The following is a 12,725-nucleotide window of genomic DNA, read 5'->3' as shown; positions in this document are numbered from 1 at the left end:
GGCCCCGGGGAGCGGGCCGGTCCTTCCCGGCCCGTCTCCACAACCCCCGCGTGTACCGCCGTACCGCCCGGGCAAACCGGTCGGGCGCCGCTTCCGCTCACCGACGGTGGCGGCCGCGTCGGCGGCGGCGCGGCGGGGCCACCCGGGGCGCGGGCAGGAAGAGGCGCGCCAGCTCGCGGCCGAGGTTGACGCCGATCGCGAGCGCCATCGCCATCGCCCCGGCCCGCCCGACACCGCTCAGCCCGACCTCGGGCTCGCCCCGGACGAAGGCGAGCAGCCCGAAGTAGAGCACCGAGCCGGGCAGCAGCGGTCCCAGTGCGGCGGTGATGTGCGGCAGCGCCGAGCTCCCCCGGCAGCGCGCCATGAGCTGGCCGGACAGGCCCACCAGCCCGGCGGCCAGACCGGTGGCCAGGATCGGCTCGCCGCCGGCGTTGACCAGCACCCCGTAGGTGGTCCAGCCGGCCGCGCTGTTCAGCATGACGGCGGGCAGCGTGGCCGGCTCGGTGTTCAGCAGCACCGCGAAGGCCAGCGTGAGCAGGACGGCGGCGGCGAGTTGCAGCGGGGGGTTCACCGCCCCGTGGGGGGCGGTCTGGGACGCGAGGTCCGCGCCGTTGTTGACGCCCACGTAGAGCACCGTCATCACCCCGATCACCACGCCGGCCATCAGGTAGAGCGCTTCGAGCAGCCGGGCGGCGGCGGTGAGGTAGAAGCCGGCCAGCCCGTCCTGGGCCGCCGCGACCATCGGCCACCCCGGCAGCAGCGCGTACAGCCCTCCGGTGATCACCACCGATCCGCGCAGGTGCAGCCCGTTGAACGAGAGCAGGATCCCGATCACGGCGGCCGGTACCGCCGCCACCACGAACTGGTAGAACGCCGGGAGGTCGTGCCGCGCCACCAGCGCCGAGAGCCGGTCGCCCGCCAGTGCCGCGACGACGGCGCTGGCGAACACCAGCCACGCCCGGGCGTCGGCCCGGCCGCCGATCAGCAGCGTCGCGGCTCCGGCCATCCCGCCGAAGCTGAACCCGAGCAGCCGCACGGAGTAGCGGCGGCTGTTCCGCCGTGCGGCCACCAGGCGGGCGTGGGCCTCGGGGACGGCCATCGCGCCGACTGTCATCTCGGTGACCAGCCGGAACACCGCGGCCAGCCGGGCGTAGTCGACGGCCGGGCGGCGGACCGAGCACTCGACCGACAGCGACGGCTCCGACGGGCCGGGCTGGTAGGAGATCGCCACCCGGGTGAAGGTGACCTGGGGGTCGCAGGGGTGGACCCGGTAGGCGTGCGCGACGGCGAGCATGGCGGCCTCGACGTCCTCCGCCGCCTCACCGCTGGCCAGCAGCAGTTCGCCGACCAGGAGCGCCAGGTCGAGCACCCGGGCCGGCTCGGCGTCGGCCGGAGGGTCGGCTCCGGCTCCCTCCGGTGCCGGCTGCCGGTCGGCCGTCGGGGTGCGCAGCAGTGACAGCATCGCGTCGGGCCAAGGGGCCGCGGCGCCCTCACCGGGCGGCTCGGGGCGGGCGCCCGGCCCTGGGCTCGCGGGCGGCGGGCCCGCCGGTGGTGGGCTCTGTGCCGGGTGGCCCTGGGGCGGCACCCGGGTGGGACGTCCGTCCGGGTCGGCAGGCGCGCCGAGCTGCTCGTGTTCCGTCATCGCGACTCCCTGACCCCACCCCCTCGTCGTCAACTCCGTGCAGCCGATCAAGTACCCGGAGTGATGCTGTTGCGAACGCGCCACACCCGGCACACCCGTCCGAACCGGAGCACGACCGGCCGTACACGCCCCGTCGCCCCGCGCGTGCCGACCTCGGGGCCGGCCGCCCGGCCCCGGCCGCCGGATTCGCCTCCCCTCCTTCGGGTAGGCGCGCCGCGCGAGGACCCCGGACGAAACCGAGCAGCGCAGCGTCAGGGGCCGATCGAAGACGAACAGGCGCCGGCCGGCCGGCTCGCCCGGCTCCGGCCGCGCCCGGCCCGAGGAGGCGCCCGATGACCGTCCCGATCCCTCCGGACCCGGACACCCGACCGATCCCCCACCCGGGCCCCGACCCCGTACCGGGGCCCGGGGAGCCCGATCCGGCGCCACCGCCGATCCCGCCGTTCCCGCCCCCGGAGCCGTATCCGGATCCCGATCCCGATCCGCCGGCGCCGCCGCAGCCGCACCCCGGGCAGAGCTGAGTGCTTCGGCGGGCAGTGGTGCGCCCGGCGCGCCGTCAGGACCGCGAACCGAGAACCGGCGCATGGAAGCCCGCACCCGGGGCAGACGCCGCCTCGGGACGGACTTCGCCCCACCGACGAGAGGAGACCCTGACGATGGGCACCGACGACAAGATGCGGAACATGGCGGAGAAGGCCGGCGGCAAGGTCAAGGAGGCGGTCGGAAAGGCCACCGACGACCGCTCGACCGAACTCAAGGGCAAGGGCGAGCAGGCGAAGAGCGACCTGAAGCAGGCCGCCGAGAAGGTCAAGGACGCGGGGAAGCACTGACCCGACACCCGGCGGCCGTCTCCGGACGGCCCCGGGTGTCCGCTTTCCCGGCGCCCGGAAGGAGGAGCGACCTCATGAACGACCAGCAGCAGCCCGTTCCCAGGGACCCGCAGGACCCGGTCGAGACCCCCGAGTCCCGGATGACCGGCGAGGGCTCGCCGGCGCCCGAGCACGAGGAGGAGAAGGGACCGAAGGACGGCCCCGAGTACCGGACGACCGAGCCGGCCCACGAACCGGTCCCCCACGAGCCGCCCGACTGACCGGCTCCGCACCCTGCCCGCTCCCGGCTACGGGGCGAGCAGCCCGAACCGCTGCGCGTACTCCGCGAGGCCGTCCGCCGTCGCACCGGCCCAGCCGAGGTAGCCGTCCGGCCGGACCAGGAACACCCCCCGGCCGTACGCCTCGTAGGCCGGGATGCGGACCACCGGCGCGGCGACGGCCGGCAGTCGCCCGTCGGTGCCGACGGTGAGCAGCGTCCAGTGCGGGCCGCGGAAGGCGTCGAACAGCCGGAGGCCGCCCCGCCGGCCGTCCGGGGCACGGTCTCCGGCCCGCAGCGCGTCGTCCGGGAGGCCCTGGCGGGTCTCGACGGTGAGCGTGGACTCCCGGTAGCCGAGGCCGAGTTGACGGGTCTCCCGGCCGCGGCGCTGCTCGCCTCGGTGGACCCGGGTGGACAGCTCCAGCATCGCCGCCGCGTTGGCGCGGCGCTCCTGCTCGTAGCTGTCCAGCAGGTCCGGCGCGACGCGCCCGGCCAGGACGGCGGCCAGCTTCCAGCCCAGGTTGTAGGCGTCCTGGACGCTGGTGTTGAGGCCCTGCCCCCCGGCCGGCGAGTGGACGTGCGCGGCGTCGCCGGCGAGGAACGCCCGGCCCGCCCGGAAGCGGTCGGCGAGCGCCGCGCGCGGGCGGAACTCGGAGATCCAGCGCAGTTCGGTGAGCTGCTCGGCGGTGAGGTGGGTGCGGGCCGCGACCAGTTCGCGCAGTGCGCCGAGGCCGAGGTCGACGGCCGTCCCCTCGGGGAACCGCGCGACCAGCTGGAAGTCCTCGGTCCCGGCGAGCGGGCAGATCGCCAGCAGCCCCGCCTCCGGCCGGAAGACGTGCCAGTGGTCGCGGTCCAGCCCGTCAATCCGGACGTCCGCGACCAGCATCGGGGCCGGGTCGACGGTCTCGCCGGCCATCCCGATGCCCAGCAGCCGCCGCACCGTCGAGCGCCCGCCGTCCGCCGCGACGAGGTAGCGCGCCCGGACCGGGCCGCCGGTGGTGAACTCGGCCGTCACGCCGTCCTCGTCCTGCGCCAGGGCGACCAGCTCGCGCCCGAACGCGACCTCGCCGCCGAGTTCGCGCAGCCGCCCGTACAGCACCTGCTGGGTGCGCCACTGGGGCAGCATCAGCGTCTCGGAGTACGGCTCGGCCTCGGTGGGCTCGACCGGGTCGGACATCCAGCCCTCCTCCTGGGGTTCGCCGTCCTGCCAGAACAGGGTGGGCGGGTAGGGCCCCGCCGCCGCGCGGACCCGGTCGAGCACCCCGAGGTCGTCCAGCACCTCCAGCGTGCGCGGCTGGAGCCCCTTGCCGCGCGAGCCGGGGAAGAGTTCCGTGCCGCGTTCGACCACCAGCGCGGCGACGCCGTGCCGGGCGAGGTCCAGGGCGAGGGCGAGCCCGGTGGGCCCGGCTCCGATGACCAGGACGTCGGTGTGCGGGTCGGCAGTGGCCACCACGATCTCCTTAACGTTGTTAAACAGCGCCATCGCCGACAGCCTGCACTTAACAGCGTTAAACTGTCAATCGTGACCCTCCGGAGAACCCCCAAGCTCGACCGCGCCCTGGTCGTCGGCGCCGCGCTGGACCTGCTGAACGAGGCCGGTCTGGACGGCCTGACGCTGCGCGCCATCGCCGCCCGGCTCGACGTCAAGGCGCCCGCCCTGTACTGGCACTTCAAGGACAAGCAGGCGCTGCTGGACGAGATGGCGACCGAGATGATGCGCCGCATGACCGGCCTGCCGGAAGCGGCCGGTTCGGCGGGTGACCCGGCCGGTCACCCGGCCGGTCACTCGGCCGGTCACTCGGCGGCCGGATCAGCGGGCGACTGGCGCGGGACGTACCTGACGACCATGCGCGCCCTGCGCGCCGAGCTGCTGCGCTACCGCGACGGCGCGAAGGTCTACAGCGGCGCCCGGTTCACCGACACCGGCTACGCGGCCGGGCTGGACGCCTCGCTGCGCGTGCTGGTCGAGGCCGGCTTCACCCCGGCGAACGCCGCCCGCGCCTGGCAGACCGCCTACAGCTACACCATCGGCTACGTCATCGAGGAGCAGGCGATGGGCCCCAGCCCTTTCGACGGCGGGGAGGGCTGCGACGTGGACGCCCGCGCCGAGCGGCTGGCCGCCCATCCGCTGGCCGCCGAGTCGGGCCGGGTGATGTTCCAGGACTTCGACGAGGGCTTCGAACAGGGTCTGGCGGCGGTGCTCGCCGGGGTCGAGGCCACCCTGCTCGGCTGACGGCACCGCCGGGCCCGCACCCGGACCCGGCGGTGGCCGCGCTTCCCCCCGCGTGGGCGTCAGGCCGTCATGAACTCGCCGACCCGCAGCGCCCGCCGCACGATCCGGACGTCCCCGATGTACCCGTGGAAGACCTTGTCCAGCACCCCGGCGTACGCGTAGCCGCCCAGCATCCAGGGCCGCCCCAGCGTGGTCAGCCCGACGGCGGGCGTCGCCGGGTTGCGGGCCACCTCGCAGCCCTCCACGTACATCCGGCTGAGCTTGCCGTCGTTGACCACCGCGACGTGCCACCACCGGTCCAGCGGCAGCTGGTGCCCCCAACAGGTGGACGCCCCGCTCTGGTTGAGCGGGTAGACGCACCACTGGAGGGCGGGCGCCTCGGAGACGCTGAGCGTGGCGACCGGCTCGTCGGCGTCCGCCCCGGGCCCGTTCTTGCCCGCCTCGGCGCTCGATCCCCACCGGCTGAGCAGGGCGGACCAGCGGCTGCGCGCGGGATCCCAGTCGGCCGGCAGTTTGAAGAAGGCCTCGACGGTGAAACCGCGCTCGAAGGTCTCCCGGTTCACCGGCGCGGTGGGCACGGTCTGGAGGTATTCGCCGCGGACCGGCGCCCGGGTGCCCCGGAACAGCAGGCTGCCGTGGCCCGGCTGGTCCGGGTGGTGCTCGGCGGACCAGCTGAGCGCGCCGTCCGGCGTGCCCGGGGCGCTCTGCCAGAGCAGGTCGTTGCCGTGCCCGGTCAGGTCCTTGACGACCTGCCGCGGGGAGACGGCCGTGCCGTCGCCGCCCCCGTCGTCGAACCGCCAGTAGGCCACCGTGTCGCGCACCAGCAGCTCGCCCGCCCGGCGCGCCGGGCGCTGCGGGCGGGGCGCGAATCCGGCGAAGCGGCGGTCGAAGTCGATCGCGAGCGAGAAGCGGTCCACGTCCGAGGTCAGTTCGGCCTCCTGGGCCGCCAGCTTGTTGCGCTGCTCGGCGGCGGTCTGCTGGATCCACGGCGAGAAGGTCGACACGTCGACGGTGTTCCGGTCGAGGTCGAAGCGGTACGCCCGGATCATCGCCGCGCCGCCGTAGTAGCGGTCCTGGTAGTTGGTGATGTGGACGTGCACGTCGTGGCCGGCCCTGTTCCTCAGCACCGTGCGCCCGGGCGGCCAGTAGTGACCGTTGACGGTCAGGAAGACCTGGTCGTTGCCGCTGATCAGCCGCTCCCAGAGCCGCTTCCCGTAGTCGGACAGCTCGGCGCGGCCGCTGTCGTCGGCGTGTGCCAGGTCGTGGGTGGTCAGGATCACCGGGACCTCGGGGTTGGCCGCGATCATCCCGTTCGCCCAGGCGAAGCCCGCGTCGGAGAGCCGCCAATCCAGCGAGAGCACCATCCAGTCGCGGCCGCCCGCGCGGAACACGTGGCAGGTGTTGTAGCCGTCGGGGCTGGACCCGCGGTATCCGGAGGTGCGGGCGGCCCGGGCCTTGCCGAAGGTCTCCAGGTACGGGGTGCTGCCGCGCTGGTCGTCGGTCGAGGAGCGGACGTCGTGGTTGCCGGCGAGCACGCCGTAGGCCGCCCCGGCGTCGTCCAGCAGGCCGAACACCTTGGTGACGGCGGCGTACTCGACGGCCAGCCCGTTCTCGGTGACGTCGCCGAGGTGGGCCAGGAAGACGATGTTGTCGTCCGTCCCGTCCTCCCGGTTGACCCCGCCGTCCAGCACGTAGCGGATCGAGGCCTCCACCGGCGCCGGGTGGATCCGGTCCTGGTCGAACAGGTACTGGGTGTCCGGCATGACGACGAAGGTGAACTGCCGGGCGTCCGGGTCGGGCTGCCAACGCCCGTGGCCCTTGCCCTTCTTGGGCTTCTTCGCCGCCCCGCCGGGCCCGTCGGCCGCCTCGGTGCCGGCCGCCCGCGCGGGCACCGCGCCGAGCAGACCGAGCCCGGCGGTGCCGACCCCGGCGGCGCCCAGCAGCCCGGCCCCGCGCAGGAACCGGCGCCGGCCGGCCGCGGCCGGGCCCTCCCCGTCGAGGTCGGCGGTCCGCGGGCAGCCGCACTCGTGCTCGGTCGCCTGGATGTCGTGCATGTTCGCTCCCGGAAGTGGTTTGGGCCCTGACGGTACGTACCGGGGTCGGTCGGAGATCATCGGGCGGGCCACGCTCCGCTGAACAGCGGCGGAATCCGACGGGCCGGAGCGGGGCCGGCCGGGAGCGGGGGCCGACCGGGGCCGGGACGGCTACGGTCCGCACGGGACGTCACCGGGCGGCGCCGCACGACCCGGACGGCGTGCGCATGGCCGGTCGGCCCCCCGACGCGGTGGAGGCCCCGGCCGCGCGACGCCGAGGGCGTCCGGTGCGCGCTGCCGACCGGCACCACCTCGCGCACCCGGCGCTCGGGCCCGAGGTGCTCGGGGCCCGGCGGCGCGGCGGCGCGGGGTCACCGGCGTCCCGGACCGCACCGGCAACGCGGCCCCGGCGCGGCGCCGGGGAACCGGGCCCCACCGTGCAGGGGCTCGGTGGCGAGCCTGCCGGAGTTGCTCTCCCGGCTGCGGCGGGGTTGAGGCATCCTCCCGCCCGGAGGTGCGGGCCGGCACGGAGCGGCCGTAGAACGGAAGGGGACGGCTCACCGGCCGGATCCTTCGCCGGGCCCGAGGAGGTGGCTGCGATGGGACTCCCCCTGGCGGCCGGGCACGTCCTGGTACGGCTCGGCGAGGGCCCGCGCGAGGCGGCGGACGCCGTGCTCGACGCGCTGGAGGGCGCCTTCCCGACCCACACCGGACGCGGCCGGACGCTGATCGGCAACGTCTGGGAGGACCCGCCCGCCCTGACCTCGGAGGGCGCCCGGGTGGTGGCCGAACCCCGGATCAGCCGTGACCCCGCCGGCCCCGCGCCGAGCCCGTCGATGAGCCTCTCCCAGACCTTCGACGCCCATCGGGCGGGCTCGCCGGGGCCGCCGCTCGCCCTGCCGGAAGGTCTCGCGGCGGACCTGCTCGGCGCCCCCGAGGACGTCGAGCGGGTGGTGCGCGCCCTCGCCGCCCGCTGCCCGGCGCACGAGGCCGGCCGCGAGGAGCAGGGCCCCCAGTCGGCCGTACGGCTGTGGCTCGGGCCGCCCCGGTGAGCGCCCGCCGCGCGTGTGCCGGCACCGGACCGGGGTAGGCGCGCGGGCGAAGACAACCGACCGACTCGTTCGGGGGCCGTCATGGCCGTACAACGCAGACCAGGCACGCAGCGCGGAGGCAGGGCGCACCGCCCGACCGGCGAGCGCCACGACTTCCCGCACGCCCCGCAGGGCCCCGGCCGGACCATGCCGCAGCTCCGGCCCCAGAGGATGGTGCGCCGCGGCGACGAGCCGGTGACCGCCCGTTCGGACCTGGAGCTGCGGCGGCTGCTGTCGCGGATCTTCCTGGTGCTGTTCGTCGCCGCGGTGGTGCTCTTCTCCGTCCTGGCCGCGCTGGCCGGGCCGGGCCCCGCGCCGAACCAGGGGACCTACGCCTTCTTCGCCGTCCTGTGCGCCGGGTTCGCCGGGATCACCGGCCTCGACCTCCTGGTGATCCGGCGCCGTCTGGCCGCCGGGCAGGGCCGGGACCGGACCGACCGGAGTTCGTGAGCGGGCCCGTGGGGTCCCCGCGCCGGCTCACGGCACCGGACCGCGCGACCCGCCGGGAGCAACCCTCTCCGGGCCACAACCATCCCACCGGGTCCGGCCCGGTGGCCGTTCGGCAGACCCCGGGGTTGCATGGACTCACCCGAGCCCCCAGCGATCCGGAGGTAACGCCGTGTACGAGATGTGGGCCGAGCACGACCCGGCGGTGTCCCCGCCCGCCGTGGTGTGGCACGTGGTGGCGAAGGACGACGCGTCGTCCTCGTTGTGCGGGCGCTTCCTCGAACCCTCCCAGCGCGTCGTCCCGGCAGCGGACGGTACCGGTGCGGCCGGGCCGGACCGGTACTGCGACCCCTGCCTGGTCACCGTGCGCGAGGCCTTGGCCGCCAGCGCCCGGTGACCGTCCGGTGCGGTGTCCGCCCCCTGGCCTCCTCCGTCCCTTCCTTCGTCCGTTTTTCTCTTCGTTCCGATCCGTTCGGGTCCGTTTCGGCACGTCGTCCCGAGGCGTCGTCCTGCCGGCCCGAGGCGTCGTTCCGACGTCTCAGGGCAGCGGCACCGCCTGCAGGCACGGGTGCCGGCTGCCGGTCCCGGGACCTGCCAGGACGGTGGCCACCTCTCCGGTGATCTCCACCCGGAGGCCACCGTCCTGGCTCTCCCAGACGAAGCCCCCGCCCGGTCCCTTGGTCCGCGTCTCGTGCACGACGACCACGCACAGCGGAGCGTGTCCGCCGATCGCGCCCGGGAGTGTCACCGCACAACGGCGGGCGAGGCTTCCCATCACCGCCTCCATCTCTCCCACCCTGTGCCCCCTGTGCCATCGATTCTCCACCCGGCCCGACCGCTTGTATACGGACGAGCCGACGCCGGCGCCCGGGCCCGGGGAGTGTCCGGTCTCGCGTATGCCCGATTCCGTGGCGGTCACACCCCGCGTCCGGCCGCCGGGACGGCCCCGCCCGGCGTACCGGAGCCCCGTGGTGCGCGACGTCCGGCCCCTGGGGGGCGCCACCGGGGTCCCACGACGGGCGGGCCGCCCGAGCGCCCCGGGCGGCGCCCCCGGCCGCCGCCCGGCGGAGCACCGCCGGGCGAACCGCCGCGGCATGGGTCATCGTGGCGTGAGACGACACCGCACCGGCCGAGCCCGAGGAGACCGCCCGTGGGAGTGAACGGCGCCGGCCGGCGGCCCGTACCGTTGGGCAGCCGCCACCCCCGGGTGCGTTCCCAGCGGGCCCGTGCCGCGGCACCGGGCCGGGGACAGCCGTCCGGTGAGCGCGTCTCCCCCGGGCTGCGGACGGCCGCCGGGTACACCTGGAGGCTGGCACTCCTGGGGCTCGCCGCCTTCCTGGTCGTCCAGGTCCTGACCCGGCTCGAACTGCCCGCCGTAGCCGTCTTCGTGGCGCTGGTCATCACCTCCGTCCTGCGCCCGCCGGTCGACCTGCTGGCCCGGACGATGCCCCGCTCGCTCGCCGTCCTGATCACCTTCCTGTGCACCATCGCCGTCATCGGCGGGGTCCTCACGCTGGTGGGCACCACCGTCGCCGCCGAGTGGAGCCGGCTGGACAACGAACTGCGCGGCGGTCTCACCCGGATCGACCACTGGCTCACCCGGGCCCCCTTCCACCTGCGGCCCGGGACGGTCACCGGCCTGCGGACCAAGATCGGCGAGTTCGTGGCCGCCCACCGCGCCACCCTGGTCAACACCGCGCTCAGCGGCGCAAGCCGGGTCGTCGAACTGGTCACCGGGCTGGCGCTCGCGGTGTTCTGCTCGGTCTTCTTCCTGCACTCCGGCGAGCGGATGTGGGCCTGGGCGCAGCAGCAGCTGCCGGCCCGCAGCCGCTCGGTCTGCGACCGCGCCGGTCGCGCCGCCTGGCACACCTTCGCGGGCTACACCCGGGGCGTGCTGATCGTGGCGGCCTCCAACGCGGTGCTGGTGGGCATCGCGCTGGCCGTCCTGCGGGTGCCTCTGGTGATGCCGCTGATGGTGCTGGAGTTCGCGGCGACCCTCGTCCCGCTGATCGGTTCCCCGATCGCCCTGGCCATCGCCGCGGTGGTGGCGCTCGCCGCCCGAGGCCCGGTGATCGCCCTGCTGGTGCTCGCGCTGATCGTGGTCATCGGCCAGATCGAGGGCCATCTGCTGCACCCGCTGGTGCTCAGCTGGTCGGTGCGCATCCATCCGGTGGCCATCGCCGTGTCGGTGGCCGGCGGCGCCGTGCTGGCGGGGGTCCTGGGCGCGGTGGTGGCGGTGCCGGTGGTGTCGGTCGCCTGGGCGGTGCTCGGCGAACTGCGCGGCCGGGGAGGGCCGCGCGGCTCAGCGGGTGGGCCCCCGGCGGCGCGCGATCAGCCGCGTCGTGGAAAGGAGCAGGGTCGGCGCCCAGACCAGTGAGAAGACGGCCAGGACGACGGGCGGGTGGTCATCGGCGCTGACCAGCAGCAGGCCCACCGAGAGGGCCAGCAGCACCGACAGCACGGCGAGCGGCACCCGCGCGGCGAGGCCCAGGGCCCGGTACGGCAGCCGGCCCGGGCCCGGCCGCATGGTGCGCATCGCGCGGTCGAGCCGGTCGTCCGCGCGCAGTTCCTCCTCGATCTCCACCAGGATCCGCAGCTCCCGGCGGGACAGCCCGGGCCCGTCCATGGTCGCCACCTCCCGTCCCCCCGCTCCGGCGGCTGCCCGGCCCGATGGCTCCGTAACCCGGCCCGGGCGCCGCGAACAGTACCGGCTCGGGATAGTCGGGGGCCCGTTGACCTGGCAGGATTCCCGCTGACCGGTGCCGTCGGGAGCCCCTGCCGACGGCACGCCCCGCGCCAGAAAGGGCCACCCCGTGACCACTGCCAGCAACGTCGTCGTCGAGCGGGCTGACGACCGCAACCGCTACGAGATCCTCGTCGACGGCGCGCTCGCCGGCTTCACCGAGTACCGGGACCACGACGCGCAGCGGGTCTTCTTCCACACCGAGGTCGACGAGGCCTTCGCCGGCCAGGGCCTCGCCTCGCGCCTGGTGCGGGAGGCCCTGACGGACGTCCGCGCGAACGGCAGGCGGATCGTGCCGATCTGCCCGTACGTCGCCAAGTTCCTGCTGAAGCACGAGGAGTTCGGCGACATCACCGACCCGGTCACCCCCGAGGTCAAGGGGTGGCTGCGCACCCAGCTGTACTGACCCGCCCGTCCCCGCCGGGCCCTCCCTTCGCCCGGTGCCGGTCCGGCGGGCGGGCGGTCGCACCGGTCCCCGCCGCCCCCGGCCCGCCCGGCCCTTCGACGTGGGGTCCTTGGGCCCTGTCCGCGCGGCCGGTCGGCGGGGATCCTGGTCGCCGGTATGCGCCGACTGGCAGTGGAAGGGCCTGGTGATGGGCGAGTTGGTCACGGTGAGGGCGTTCGAGGGGCTGACCGGCGAGGTCCTGGCCGAGGCACGGGCCCGGGTGGCCGCCGCGGCGGAGGCTCCGGGGGGTGGGGACGCTGGTGGAGTCCCTGCGGGTCCGGCTCGCGGCCGTGGCCGGGGGCGTGCTGGCGCAGGTGAACGCCGAGGTGGACGGCCGGCGGATCCGCGTCCAGGAGGCCGCGGCCGGGCTGGGCGACTCCCTCGACCGGGTGAGCGAAGCGCTGCGCGGGAGGATCAGGGCCGTCACCGGCGCCTGGACGCCGCGTCCCTGGCCGATCCACCGCCCGGCCGGGCCCGCCGGCCCGACCGGCGAGGCCGTCCGTGAGCCGCGGGTCGTCCGGCACAAGGAGCCCTCGCTGGTGTGGTGTTCGCCGGAGGCCGCCGCCCGGACCATGGACGCGATGGACTACGACATCCACCTGTTCACCGATCCGGCGACCGAGACCGACGCCGTGGTCTACCGGGTCGGGCCGACCGGCTACCGCCTCGCCCGTACCGTCCCCGCCGGTCCGGCCGGCCGCCGGACCTCGCCGATCACCCTCAGTCCGCACGGCGCGCCTCGGCTGACGCGGGCTCAGGCCGTCGACCGGCTGACGGGGGCGGAACTGCCGTTCCTGTTCTTCGCGGACCCGGACAGCGGACGCGGCCGGGTGCTCTACCGCCGGTTCGACGGCGGTCTCGGCCTGATCACGGGCCGCCTCTGACGGCACCGGCCACCGGCCGGAACACCGCCGTGGGGGGGGGGGGGGGGGGGGGAAGGGGGGGGGGGGGGGGGGGGGGGGGGGGGGGGGAGGGGGGGGTGGGGGGGGGGGGGGGGGGTGGGGT

14 protein-coding genes are annotated in these 12,725 nt (G+C 75.6%); 9 read left to right on the top strand and 5 right to left on the bottom strand.

Annotation, left to right across the window (positions count from 1 at the left end; translation table 11 throughout):
• Window positions 1-97: 97 nt before the first annotated feature.
• Window positions 98-1,642 carry a threonine/serine exporter family protein gene (locus ACZ55U_RS09460; protein ID WP_465524171.1) on the bottom strand — a complete coding sequence of 515 codons (1,545 nt, stop codon included), beginning with the start codon at window positions 1,640-1,642 and terminating at the stop codon, window positions 98-100.
• Window positions 1,643-2,298: 656 nt separating this feature from the next.
• Between ACZ55U_RS09460 and ACZ55U_RS09455 the strand changes: the two genes are divergently transcribed.
• Both ACZ55U_RS09455 and ACZ55U_RS09450 read left to right on the top strand, forming a co-directional pair.
• Window positions 2,299-2,472 (top strand): CsbD family protein, encoded by a 174-nt coding sequence (locus ACZ55U_RS09455; protein WP_465524169.1) that lies wholly within the window; start codon window positions 2,299-2,301, stop codon window positions 2,470-2,472.
• Window positions 2,473-2,546: 74 nt separating this feature from the next.
• Window positions 2,547-2,732 (top strand): hypothetical protein, encoded by a 186-nt coding sequence (locus ACZ55U_RS09450; protein ID WP_465524167.1) that lies wholly within the window; start codon window positions 2,547-2,549, stop codon window positions 2,730-2,732.
• A 27-nt stretch (window positions 2,733-2,759) separates the two neighbouring features.
• On the opposite strand, the gene ACZ55U_RS09445 is transcribed toward ACZ55U_RS09450, so the two are convergent.
• Window positions 2,760-4,211, bottom strand: a complete 1,452-nt coding sequence (locus tag ACZ55U_RS09445; RefSeq protein ID WP_465524165.1) for an FAD-dependent monooxygenase — start codon at window positions 4,209-4,211, stop codon at window positions 2,760-2,762.
• A gap of 39 nt (window positions 4,212-4,250) precedes the next feature.
• Between ACZ55U_RS09445 and ACZ55U_RS09440 the strand changes: the two genes are divergently transcribed.
• Window positions 4,251-4,961 (top strand): TetR/AcrR family transcriptional regulator C-terminal domain-containing protein, encoded by a 711-nt coding sequence (locus ACZ55U_RS09440; protein ID WP_465524163.1) that lies wholly within the window; start codon window positions 4,251-4,253, stop codon window positions 4,959-4,961.
• Between the two features lie 59 nt (window positions 4,962-5,020).
• Here ACZ55U_RS09440 and ACZ55U_RS09435 read toward each other — a convergent pair whose 3' ends face one another.
• Window positions 5,021-7,015: a LamG-like jellyroll fold domain-containing protein gene (locus ACZ55U_RS09435; protein WP_465524161.1), complete on the bottom strand. Its 1,995-nt coding sequence runs from the start codon at window positions 7,013-7,015 to the stop codon at window positions 5,021-5,023.
• Window positions 7,016-7,593: 578 nt separating this feature from the next.
• Here ACZ55U_RS09435 and ACZ55U_RS09430 point away from each other — a divergent pair.
• The 3 genes from ACZ55U_RS09430 to ACZ55U_RS09420 all read left to right on the top strand — a co-directional run bounded on the left by ACZ55U_RS09430 (window position 7,594) and on the right by ACZ55U_RS09420 (window position 8,929).
• A complete protein-coding gene (locus ACZ55U_RS09430) occupies window positions 7,594-8,046 on the top strand; it encodes a hypothetical protein (protein ID WP_465524159.1) in 453 nt (150 codons plus the stop codon).
• Window positions 8,047-8,127: 81 nt separating this feature from the next.
• Window positions 8,128-8,535, top strand: a complete 408-nt coding sequence (locus ACZ55U_RS09425; RefSeq protein ID WP_465524157.1) for a DUF6343 family protein — start codon at window positions 8,128-8,130, stop codon at window positions 8,533-8,535.
• A 169-nt stretch (window positions 8,536-8,704) separates the two neighbouring features.
• Window positions 8,705-8,929, top strand: a complete 225-nt coding sequence (locus tag ACZ55U_RS09420; protein ID WP_380732698.1) for a hypothetical protein — start codon at window positions 8,705-8,707, stop codon at window positions 8,927-8,929.
• A 141-nt stretch (window positions 8,930-9,070) separates the two neighbouring features.
• On the opposite strand, the gene ACZ55U_RS09415 is transcribed toward ACZ55U_RS09420, so the two are convergent.
• Window positions 9,071-9,307, bottom strand: coding sequence for a DUF6296 family protein (locus tag ACZ55U_RS09415; protein ID WP_465524155.1), 237 nt, complete (start codon window positions 9,305-9,307; stop codon window positions 9,071-9,073).
• A 375-nt stretch (window positions 9,308-9,682) separates the two neighbouring features.
• On the opposite strand from ACZ55U_RS09415, the gene ACZ55U_RS09410 reads away from it, so the two are divergent.
• Window positions 9,683-10,909 (top strand): AI-2E family transporter, encoded by a 1,227-nt coding sequence (locus tag ACZ55U_RS09410; RefSeq protein ID WP_465524153.1) that lies wholly within the window; start codon window positions 9,683-9,685, stop codon window positions 10,907-10,909.
• Here ACZ55U_RS09410 and ACZ55U_RS09405 read toward each other — a convergent pair.
• On the bottom strand, window positions 10,835-11,158 hold the full coding sequence (locus ACZ55U_RS09405; RefSeq protein WP_465524151.1) for a DUF3040 domain-containing protein: 324 nt from the start codon (window positions 11,156-11,158) through the stop codon (window positions 10,835-10,837). The two genes, ACZ55U_RS09410 and ACZ55U_RS09405, sit on opposite strands and share 75 nt — an antisense overlap.
• Window positions 11,159-11,345: 187 nt before the next feature.
• Between ACZ55U_RS09405 and ACZ55U_RS09400 the strand changes: the two genes are divergently transcribed.
• Window positions 11,346-11,681 carry a GNAT family N-acetyltransferase gene (locus ACZ55U_RS09400; protein ID WP_465524149.1) on the top strand — a complete coding sequence of 112 codons (336 nt, stop codon included), beginning with the start codon at window positions 11,346-11,348 and terminating at the stop codon, window positions 11,679-11,681.
• A gap of 287 nt (window positions 11,682-11,968) precedes the next feature.
• Window positions 11,969-12,604: a sigma 54 modulation/S30EA ribosomal C-terminal domain-containing protein gene (locus tag ACZ55U_RS09395; protein WP_465524148.1), complete on the top strand. Its 636-nt coding sequence runs from the start codon at window positions 11,969-11,971 to the stop codon at window positions 12,602-12,604.
• Window positions 12,605-12,725 lie beyond the last annotated feature (121 nt).

The sequence above is a fragment of the Kitasatospora sp. NPDC034533 genome (assembly GCF_055575155.1).
This window is presented reverse-complemented; position numbering and strand designations above follow the sequence as displayed.